An 8,071-nucleotide genomic window follows, 5' to 3' on the forward strand; every position below is an offset into this window, starting at 1 on the left:
CCGCCGTCTGACCGTCGTTCCTCTCTATTCGCCGGATAGGAAACGCCGAAATGACGAATGACCACTTCGCCAAGCTGCTTGGAAAGGCCGCGATGGACGTGTGGGGCAGTATGCCGCGCGACATCCAGGAGGCCATTTTCGAGCTGGCCATGAAGGGGCGTACGACGGAGCGCGAGGACCTTGCGCGCCTGCTGCACGATCGTCACCCGCGCACATTGCACCCGGCGAAGCCCGGCTGAGGAACTGAGGATTTGGCGGCGCCTGTTAACCGGACGGGCGCGAGTGACTTGTTCGAGGTTTTCAGGATGACAGACGAAACGATCGGCACCACCGGCATCGCTGGCCACGGAGCCTCGCGCCTGCCGTTGGTGGAGATCGTCAGCTTCAACATCGAGCTAAAGGATGAGGACGGATTTCTTGGAGACCGCGCCAGCCAGAGCGCCTTCCGGGAGATCTTGGACAAGTGGCGGAACCCGCTGCGCAAGACCGGTAAGGACCCGTTCGGGAAGGAGCCTTCCGAGAGCATCAGCAAGAAGGTGCTCGACTCCATACTAGTCGGTGACGACACCGAAGCGTCTGCGGTCGTGCATAGCGTTGTTGAGGATTTCGCCCACGAACTCGCGCACGTGACCCGACGGTTCCTCAAATCGAAGGCGTGGGAGAAGACCGAACGGATCGTCCTGGGTGGTGGCTTCCGCGACAGCCGGCTCGGTGAGCTCGCGATCGCCCGTACCGAAATCATCCTCAAGTCGGAGGACTTCAAAATCGAAATGATCCCGATTCGCCATCATCCGGATGAGGCCGGGCTGATCGGAGCGCTGCACCTTGCTCCGTCCTGGATATTCGACGGCCACGACTCGATTCTGGCCGTCGACATCGGCGGAAAGAACATCCGCTGCGGTGTCGTGGAAACGCGCCGGAGGAGGTCCCCGGACTTCTCCAAGGCCGCTGTTTGGAAATCCGCGTTCTGGCGTCATGCCGATGACGAGCCGAGCCGCGAGGGGGCAGTCAAACGCCTGATCAAGATGCTCAAGGACCTGGTTAGCGAGGCGGAGGACGAAGGGCTCAAACTCGCGCCGTTCATCGGCATTGCCTGTCCCGGCGTCATCAAGAGCGACGGCTCGATCGAGAAAGGTGCGCAGAACCTGCCAGGCAACTGGGAGAGCAGCAAGTTCAACCTGCCTGCCAGCCTGGTCGAGGCCATCCCGCAAATCCGCGACCACGATACTACCATCGTCATGCACAATGACGGCGTCGTGCAGGGATTGTCCGAGGTGCCCTTCATGCAGGACGTGAAGCGTTGGGCCGTTCTGACGATCGGCACCGGTCTCGGCAATGCCCGCTTCACCAACCGCAATGGCAAAGTTGGACGGTAAATCATTCCAAGCTTCCGTCAGCACCGCACGCCGTTGAGATCTTGAGGCGGAATAACCGAAGTTCGCTGGTCAGCGGAGATCACCCACCACGCCAGCACCACGGTTCACTCAACCAGCGTGGACAGGGAATCGCGCGAACGCGACCCGTGTCGCAGCCCGGCTGGAGCGTCAGGAAGGCCGACGAGCATTCCAGTTTGCTTGCCTGCTTCGAAGCGGGTGACTTTGTCACGACTACGTCGTCGGCTTGTTGGGCGGCGCTTGCCCGCATCCTGGGGCCGCCAATGCGATGACAGGGAACATCGCGAGTTTGCTGGCGTTTCTTTCCGCGAGGAGAAAGTGTCGTGGGCAATCTGACCAAGAAAGAGCAACCCGACCGTTCGCATATCAATATGCATCGAGCCATTGAAGTTAAATACTGGACCCGCGCCCTGGGCGTGTCGGAGGAAGAACTTCGACAGGCCGTTGATAAGGTCGGCAATTCGGCGGCCGTCGTACGCAAAGAGCTCGGAATCGAGTGGAGCGATGATGATGTCTCGCGAGACTGAGGAGCTGGCAAGTAAAGCCGCGGAATGCGCGAGAGAAGCACGCCATCAAGCCGCGCTTTTACCGGATGGTCCAGTTCGCGATGCACTACTCGAAAAAGCCAAGCAGTACGAAGCCCAGATTCCCGCCGACGCTACGTATACGACCGTTATCAGCGACCAGCGCGATTAGCTAGGAACACGGATGCGGTCCCTGGCGTTGCCCGTTTTTCATGAGGAGAAACGAAAATGGGACGAGGAGTTTTGCTTTGGCTTTTGGGCGTGCCGATTCCGGTGATCATCTTGCTATGGTTGGTCTTCGGCCATTGATTTGCCGGCATTTCTGCCATTGCAGCGCCCCGAAAGGCGTCCCGGCCCCGACGACCTCTTCCGAGTAGCTAGGAGCCGGGCGTGGAGGGAGGCTGCCAACGCGCGCGAAGCCGTGGGCACACCATGCAGATCATACCGATAGTCGTTTGATCGCTCTAACGGCCGCGCCGGGCCCGCGCCATCCTAGAAACTTCAGCTCGCCCGAAAGAACTGCTCGAGCTCCGCCACGGCGCGGCAGATGCCTTATATCCCTGAGGTTCGTCTCGGTGAGCCCAGCCATGAGCGGCTTCGCAAGCGTGAACGCCTTCAGATCCGTATCGAACTCCAATTTGCAGGTGCTTCTGCGGGGGGCCGCTATGTTCAACGTCCTAGATGAACGGCTTTCCGCCGGTAACTGCGACCGTTGTCCCTGACGTATAGCTCGAGCGGGGATCGGCCAGCATGACATAGGCCGTCGCAAGCTCGGCGGGCTGGCCGGCCCGCTTCAGCGGGACCTGCTTGCCAAAATGCCTCACTGACTCGCCCGGCAATGTCGATGGGATCAGCGGGGTCCAGATCGGCCCCGGCGCGACGGCGTTCACGCGAATGCCCCTCTCGGCCAACATCTGCGCAAGTCCTCCGGTAAAATTCTGGATCGCGCCCTTGGTCGTGGCATAGGCGAGCAGAATCGGATTCGGCATGTCCGAATTGATCGACGCCGTGTTGATGATCACGCTGCCTGGCCGCATATGCGGGACGGCCGCCTTTGCCAAATAGAACATCGCGTGGATGTTGACGTCGAAGGTCAGCCGCCATTCCTCGTCGGAGATATCTGCAATATCCTGGAAACTGGCCTGGTGAGCGGCGTTGTTCACGAGGATGTCCAGTCCCCCGAAATCCTCGACGGCGCGTTCGATCACGGCACGGCATTGCTCGGGGCTGCGAAGGTCCCCCGCGATGAGGACGGCCCTGCGTCCTTCGGCCTGAATCAGCGCCTTCACCTCATGCGCGTCGTCGTGCTCATCGAGATAGGAGATGAGAAGGTCGGCGCCTTCGCGAGCGTAGGCGATGGCCACGGCGCGCCCAATGCCACTGTCGCCGCCGGTGATCACCGCTCGCTTGCCGGCCAACTTGCCAGAGCCCCGATAACTGGACTCGCCGTGGTCCGGACGCGGATTCATTCTGCCGGTGACGCCGGGCATCGACTGCTTCTGGTCGGGGTAGGGCGGCTTTGGATAGTCCGACATGGCTCTCTCCGCAAACTGATGGATTTCAATTGCGCAGTTACGCGAGCGTTCCTGGAGGCCGGCCGAGGATAACGATAGCGAGACGAACTCGCCGTGCAGACCTTCCTCTCCTCGGCCGGCGTAGCGCGTCAAGGAACCAAACGTCATCGCTAACCGGGTGTCGGTCGCAGTGGGCGATGGCGAGCGAAGCCGGAACCCGGCCTTCGCGACCGTGTCCGGCGCGCGCTGGGATGAGGGCTGTCAAGGACTCGTGGTCTTACAGGAACACCTCACGAACCCTGCCGTTTCTAGCGCAAGGAGGTATTCATGAGCAAGGAAAGCGCCACAAGTACCAAACAAGGACCGTGATGACTGGTTGTCGGGAAACGCGTCAATGACCGATGCCCAGGCGTCTGACCTGCAACAGCTGAGACGGCCAAGCTAATTGACGAATTACGTAGGTAGGTGGGCGTCGAAGATACAGCACACGAAACTTGGCAAAGGAGGCGGTCATGCCCCGCGGAGACAAATCGAGCTACACTGACAAGCAGAAGCGAAAGGCCGAACACATTGAGGAAGGTTACGAAGCCCGAGGCGTTGACGATAAGGAGGCCGAACGGCGGGCATGGGCAACGGTCAATAAAGAAACGCATGGTGGCAAGAAGAGCGGATCCGGCAGAGGTGCCAAGGAAGACCATTCGCCATCGCGCAAGGGTGGCAAGCTCGGCGGAAAGGCATCAGCTAACCGGCCGGCGGCTGAACGTTCCAGGTCGGCCAAAAAGGCCGCGAGAACTCGCAAACGCCGCGCAGCGTGAAGGAGAAAACATACCGAACTACGAACACGACAAGGCCTTACAGACCGTCTGCCCAGACGTCTGTCGCAGAAATCTTCGAGGTCCCGCGACGCCACACTGCGATTGAAGGGAAGGCCGCGAACACGCGAACAGTGTTCTTTGCAACGCATGTAGCGACAGTTCGTGGACCGGGGTCCACTTCGGCCGCCGCTCCAAGCGTCAGTTAATCATCTCATTATCCGCGAGTTCGCGCTCGGCCTGCGGCCAGAAATCTGAGTCCCGGCCTTAGGCCGGCTGAAAGTAGGCGCGCGCCTGCCCCTCATACGACGCCCTGTTTGCTATGGTCGCAAACAGGCGAACGCGACTACGCCCAGTTTCGTCTCCTGGCTCCAATCGACGTCTCCCGGTTGAAACGTCGGCGGCGCGTGACGGTTCCAATTGTGCGCCGCGGTTCTTGCAAGTGCTGGATACGGATCATCCGGCGATGGAGGTTGAGCTATAGGGCCTTTGTCCAGTCGCGGATGCGTCCATGCTCTCTCCTTAAATTTACCTGCGATCGGAACGCGCTGATGAAGCGCACGTTCGCTCTGATACCATCCTTATAGGACGTAACACCATGAAGCTGATAATAAGTGCCGCTGCCCTTGTGCTGACGGTTCTGCCTTCTGCGGTGTCGGCTCAAGCGACCAACCCGGACGTTTCTACTGCCCCCAGCGCGCAGAGTTCTGGCACGGGCATACCTGGCCAGCCGGGAAACAAGAGCGGTCCTCCCGCCAAACCAGGTGAGACTGTGGGTTCTAGCTCGACAACGAACCAGGAGAACCCGACGGTTCGAACGCAGGACCCGTCGAACATCAAGGGACTGCCGGGCAACAAGAGCGGTCCGCCCGCCAAGCAGCCCCCGCACGACTGAGGTCCAAAGGGTCGGACTATCGCCGGCCCGGGACCGGCCGATCGTGGGCGCTATCCTGGTTTCCGCGCCCCGAGCGGTTCTAGCCGAGCCGGCGGTCCTATCGAGCGCGTCCGATGCTTCATCTCACCGTACCGCTGCCGCTGCGCGGACGCTTCCGATCGACAAATTAGGAGCCAAGGCCGAGATCGAACGTTTCAGATACTGGACGATCGGCGAGCGTAACATGGAGACCACCGAAGCTTATCTGCGTCGGAAGTCCGATGAGCTCAAGCTTCTGGATGATTGCTTGGACACGCCGCTCGCATTGGCTCCTCCGCGATCGATCGATCAAGTGATCGAACATAAATTCAGGCTAACGGCTGCGCTTAGAGCTCAACACGATCTGAACGATTGGGCCACGACCGAAACCGCATGGTCACAGGGGGAGCAAGCCGGCGATGGCCCGTTCAAATTCCGCTATGACTATCAGCGCGCCGATCTCGATGTGATTGGGCCATCGTTCTATGGGGTCGAAGCGGAAGCCAGATGCGAAACCATCTACACCTCTTCGGGCATGGCCTCCATCTCGGCGCTGCTCTTGGCATCCTCTCATGTGTTCGATCGAGCGGTTATCGTGGTCCTGCCTGGGACATACGGTGAAACTTTGGAGTTCATCAAGGCATACGCCCCCCACTTAAGGATCATCACGGCCGAGGGAGCATTGGATGAGCCCGTCTCTCGCTCGCGAGCACCCCGACTCCTGCTTCTCGATTCCTGCACGACGGCGAAGAATTTCGAAGCCTGCCTGCGATCATGTTGGGAAGGGTTCGACCTTCTGATATTCGACACCACTTGCTTTTCTGGCGGATCTGGCCGGATCAGGCGGGTCTTACGACGGGCACGGAAATCCGAGGTGCCAACGGCCATGATCCGAAGCCATACCAAGCTTGATTCGCTCGGGGCGGAATATGGACGGTTGGGGTCCGCGGCCTTCATGCATCTAAAGAACGATTCAAGGGGCCGCTCGCAGCTTAGGAAGCTGCCGGACGAGATGCGGAATGCGGTCAGGCTCCTCGGAGGCGCTGCGTTACCAGCTCACTTCCCGCCCTTTGTCGGAAGCTCGGATTATCGGTCGCTGACCAGCAGGCGAGTGGCTGCCATCCTTCGCAATGGACGCCGCACTGCTCGTTTTTTTCGAGACGCGCTCGGCGGGCTCACCGGCGAACTGAACTTCGCCCATGGACTTTATGTCACGCTCAAGTGCAGGCATCGGCTGGATGAAGAAGCGGCGAGGAAAGCGGCCTCAGAGATGAGCGCAGATCTCGGTCAAGCCGGCTTTCCGATACGTCACGCCGGAAGCTTTGGCTTCGACTTCGCCGCGACAGAATGGTTTCACGACGCAGCGACCGGCGAGTTCAGCGTCCGCATATCGGTCCCGGATCTACCTACGGCGCTTTGGGACGAACAAACTTGCGCGATAGCTCGATGGTGGGCCGATTACAACAGCCCTCGGTCCTGATAACGGGCCGGGCCGGTCGCTCTTGGGAGCCAAGGTCTGAGGAATGGTCTGAGGGGGACCACCGCCAGCTCGATATCCTGGAGCTCATCGAGATCGCGGTGGCAATCGGCTCCGATCCCTTACAGCCGATTAGCGCCCTCCGGTCCGAATAGCGGACCAATGTGCAGCGCTCCGGCAAGCCGGCGTTACAGCAAGAATCGCAAAAGCAATTGCCGAACTCCGCGGCAAAATACGGCTGTCGCACCGCAACGCCGCCAAGCGATGCGTCACGCTAAAGCCTTGCAGCGCGGGCGGATCGCCGCCGGTCAGGACGAGCGCAAACCGTAGAGCTGAGCAGACATTGCGGGCGCTGGACGTTCGTCGCGATAGCCGCGGAGGGCGTCGCTTCGGCGGAGCCCTTCTTTATTGACCGAACGCTCTATCGCAGTTGGTCAAAGCGAACTGAACTTCTTGTTCTGACCGCATGAAGCGGCGATGCCGTTGGCTGATTGTCATCTCCGCACGGCGTCCGCTCGTCCGCATAGGAACTTTACCGTCGCGGCCAGATTGTCAGAACGAAGTCGAGCGGAGGAGGCTTGCATGAACCAATTGATTTATCTGGTGGGGCTGATCGTAGTCATTCTCGCCATACTGTCGTTCTTCGGACTGCGGTAGGCGCGCCATGGATAACGAGCGAGGGCTTGCCGTGTCCGCCGACCGCAGGACCGGCCTTCGGATACAATGGAGCCCGGTGTTTGCCGGCGCGCTGGTCGCGACGGCACTGTCGGCGATCCTTATCGGCTTTGGCGCGGCAGTCGGATTGGGCGTGAGTTCGAGCTCGTCGTCATGGCGTGACGCATCGGCTGCGCTCGCGCTGCTGTCCGGGCTGTATCTGATCCTGCAGGCGCTGGTGAGCTTCGGCGTCGGCGGCTATATCGCCGGCCGCGCGCATCGCATCATCGGTGCGACACCGTCGGATGTGATCGAGGCCAGCGATGGACTGCATGGCCTGACGGCCTGGGCGATCGCAGTCATTCTGGGGGCGGCAATCGTGGCGCTGGTCGGCCTGTCGGCCGCGCGCCCGGTGGTCCAGAACCGCCCGTCCGCGACAGCAGCCGAGCCGCTGCTGAGCAGCGAGCTCGACCACCTGTACCGGTCGGCACGGCGTCCCGCCAATATCGACATCGGCTATGAGCGCGCGGAAGCGGGCCGCATTCTGTTGACCAGTTCCGGCCATAGCGGCGTCAGCACCGAGGATCACAGCTATCTGATCCAGCAGGTCGCAGCCGCGACCGGACTGGCTGCTGCCGAGGCCGAGAAGCGCGTCGACAGCGTCATCGGCGATGCCCGAACCGCCATCCAGCGGTCGCGACGCAGCGCGGTGATCCTGGCGTTCTCGATTGCGGCGGCGCTGCTGTTCGGCGCGGTCGCCGCCTGGGCCGCGGCCTGTGCAGG

8 protein-coding genes and 1 pseudogene are annotated in these 8,071 nt (G+C 61.0%); 8 read left to right on the forward strand and 1 reads right to left on the reverse strand.

Features of this window, described 5'->3' with window-relative positions:
* The first annotated feature begins 50 nt into the window (after nt 1–50).
* The 3 genes from AC628_RS15590 to AC628_RS15600 all read left to right on the forward strand — a co-directional run bounded on the left by AC628_RS15590 (nt 51) and on the right by AC628_RS15600 (nt 1,921).
* Complete coding sequence (locus tag AC628_RS15590; RefSeq protein WP_074127661.1) at nt 51–239, forward strand: hypothetical protein; 189 nt, start codon at nt 51–53, stop codon at nt 237–239.
* Nucleotides 240–305: 66 nt separating this feature from the next.
* The gene (locus AC628_RS15595) at nt 306–1,376 is read left to right on the forward strand and encodes an ROK family protein (RefSeq protein ID WP_074127678.1); all 1,071 of its coding nucleotides are present in this window, start codon (nt 306–308) and stop codon (nt 1,374–1,376) included.
* A gap of 341 nt (nt 1,377–1,717) precedes the next feature.
* Entirely contained in the window at nt 1,718–1,921 is a 204-nt protein-coding gene (locus tag AC628_RS15600; RefSeq protein ID WP_074127662.1) for a DUF3606 domain-containing protein, read from the forward strand.
* Nucleotides 1,922–2,595: 674 nt separating this feature from the next.
* Here AC628_RS15600 and AC628_RS15605 read toward each other — a convergent pair.
* Nucleotides 2,596–3,453 (reverse strand): SDR family oxidoreductase, encoded by an 858-nt coding sequence (locus AC628_RS15605; RefSeq protein ID WP_074127663.1) that lies wholly within the window; start codon nt 3,451–3,453, stop codon nt 2,596–2,598.
* 346 nt (nt 3,454–3,799) lie between these two features.
* On the opposite strand from AC628_RS15605, the pseudogene AC628_RS46150 reads away from it, so the two are divergent.
* The 5 genes and pseudogenes from AC628_RS46150 to AC628_RS15630 all read left to right on the forward strand — a co-directional run.
* Nucleotides 3,800–3,877: pseudogene (locus AC628_RS46150) on the forward strand (hypothetical protein); the annotation flags it as partial.
* 67 nt (nt 3,878–3,944) lie between these two features.
* Nucleotides 3,945–4,247 carry a plasmid stabilization protein gene (locus tag AC628_RS15615; protein ID WP_074127664.1) on the forward strand — a complete coding sequence of 101 codons (303 nt, stop codon included), beginning with the start codon at nt 3,945–3,947 and terminating at the stop codon, nt 4,245–4,247.
* A gap of 595 nt (nt 4,248–4,842) precedes the next feature.
* The gene (locus tag AC628_RS45325; protein ID WP_074127665.1) at nt 4,843–5,139 is read left to right on the forward strand and encodes a hypothetical protein; all 297 of its coding nucleotides are present in this window, start codon (nt 4,843–4,845) and stop codon (nt 5,137–5,139) included.
* 223 nt (nt 5,140–5,362) lie between these two features.
* Nucleotides 5,363–6,637, forward strand: coding sequence for a hypothetical protein (locus tag AC628_RS15625; RefSeq protein ID WP_074127680.1), 1,275 nt, complete (start codon nt 5,363–5,365; stop codon nt 6,635–6,637).
* A gap of 661 nt (nt 6,638–7,298) precedes the next feature.
* Nucleotides 7,299–8,071, forward strand: a 773-nt coding sequence (locus AC628_RS15630; RefSeq protein ID WP_074127681.1) for a hypothetical protein, incomplete at its 3' end; no start/stop codon positions are given.

Source organism: Bradyrhizobium sp. NAS96.2 (assembly GCF_001908235.1).
Lineage (GTDB): Bacteria > Pseudomonadota > Alphaproteobacteria > Rhizobiales > Xanthobacteraceae > Bradyrhizobium.